The sequence below is a fragment of the Kitasatospora papulosa genome (assembly GCF_000717245.1).
Lineage (GTDB): Bacteria > Actinomycetota > Actinomycetes > Streptomycetales > Streptomycetaceae > Streptomyces > Streptomyces papulosus.
This window is the reverse complement of record NZ_JNYQ01000064.1, coordinates 1-737: the sequence shown is the minus strand read 5'-3', so window position 1 is coordinate 737 and position 737 is coordinate 1. Positions and strand designations below refer to the sequence as shown.

The window sequence follows — 737 nt, the reverse complement described above, 5'->3', positions numbered from 1 at the left end:
CGTCATAACTTAATGTTTTTATTTAAAATACCCTCTGAAAAGAAAGGAAACGACAGGTGCTGAAAGCGAGCTTTTTGGCCTCTGTCGTTTCCTTTCTCTGTTTTTGTCCGTGGAATGAACAATGGAAGTCAACAAAAAGCAGCTGGCTGACATTTTCGGTGCGAGTATCCGTACCATTCAGAACTGGCAGGAACAGGGAATGCCCGTTCTGCGAGGCGGTGGCAAGGGTAATGAGGTGCTTTATGACTCTGCCGCCGTCATAAAATGGTATGCCGAAAGGGATGCTGAAATTGAGAACGAAAAGCTGCGCCGGGAGGTTGAAGAACTGCGGCAGGCCAGCGAGGCAGATCTCCAGCCAGGAACTATTGAGTACGAACGCCATCGACTTACGCGTGCGCAGGCCGACGCACAGGAACTGAAGAATGCCAGAGACTCCGCTGAAGTGGTGGAAACCGCATTCTGTACTTTCGTGCTGTCGCGGATCGCAGGTGAAATTGCCAGTATTCTCGACGGGCTCCCCCTGTCGGTGCAGCGGCGTTTTCCGGAACTGGAAAACCGACATGTTGATTTCCTGAAACGGGATATCATCAAAGCCATGAACAAAGCAGCCGCGCTGGATGAACTGATACCGGGGTTGCTGAGTGAATATATCGAACAGTCAGGTTAACAGGCTGCGGCATTTTGTCCGCGCCGGGCTTCGCTCACTGTTCAGGCCGGAGCCACAGACCGCCGTTGAA

At 52.0% G+C, this 737-nt stretch carries 1 protein-coding gene; it reads left to right on the top strand.

The annotated features are described in order from the left end of the window. Window positions 1–121 precede the first annotated feature (121 nt). Window positions 122–667, top strand: coding sequence for a DNA-packaging protein (locus tag IA22_RS36265; protein ID WP_000453580.1), 546 nt, complete (start codon window positions 122–124; stop codon window positions 665–667). Window positions 668–737: the final 70 nt, after the last annotated feature.

Excerpts from the sequence above, each read along its gene's own strand:
- IA22_RS36265 (WP_000453580.1), top strand. The coding sequence starts at position 122 with ATGGAAGTCAACAAAAAGCAGCTGGCTGACATTTTCGGTGCGAGTATC.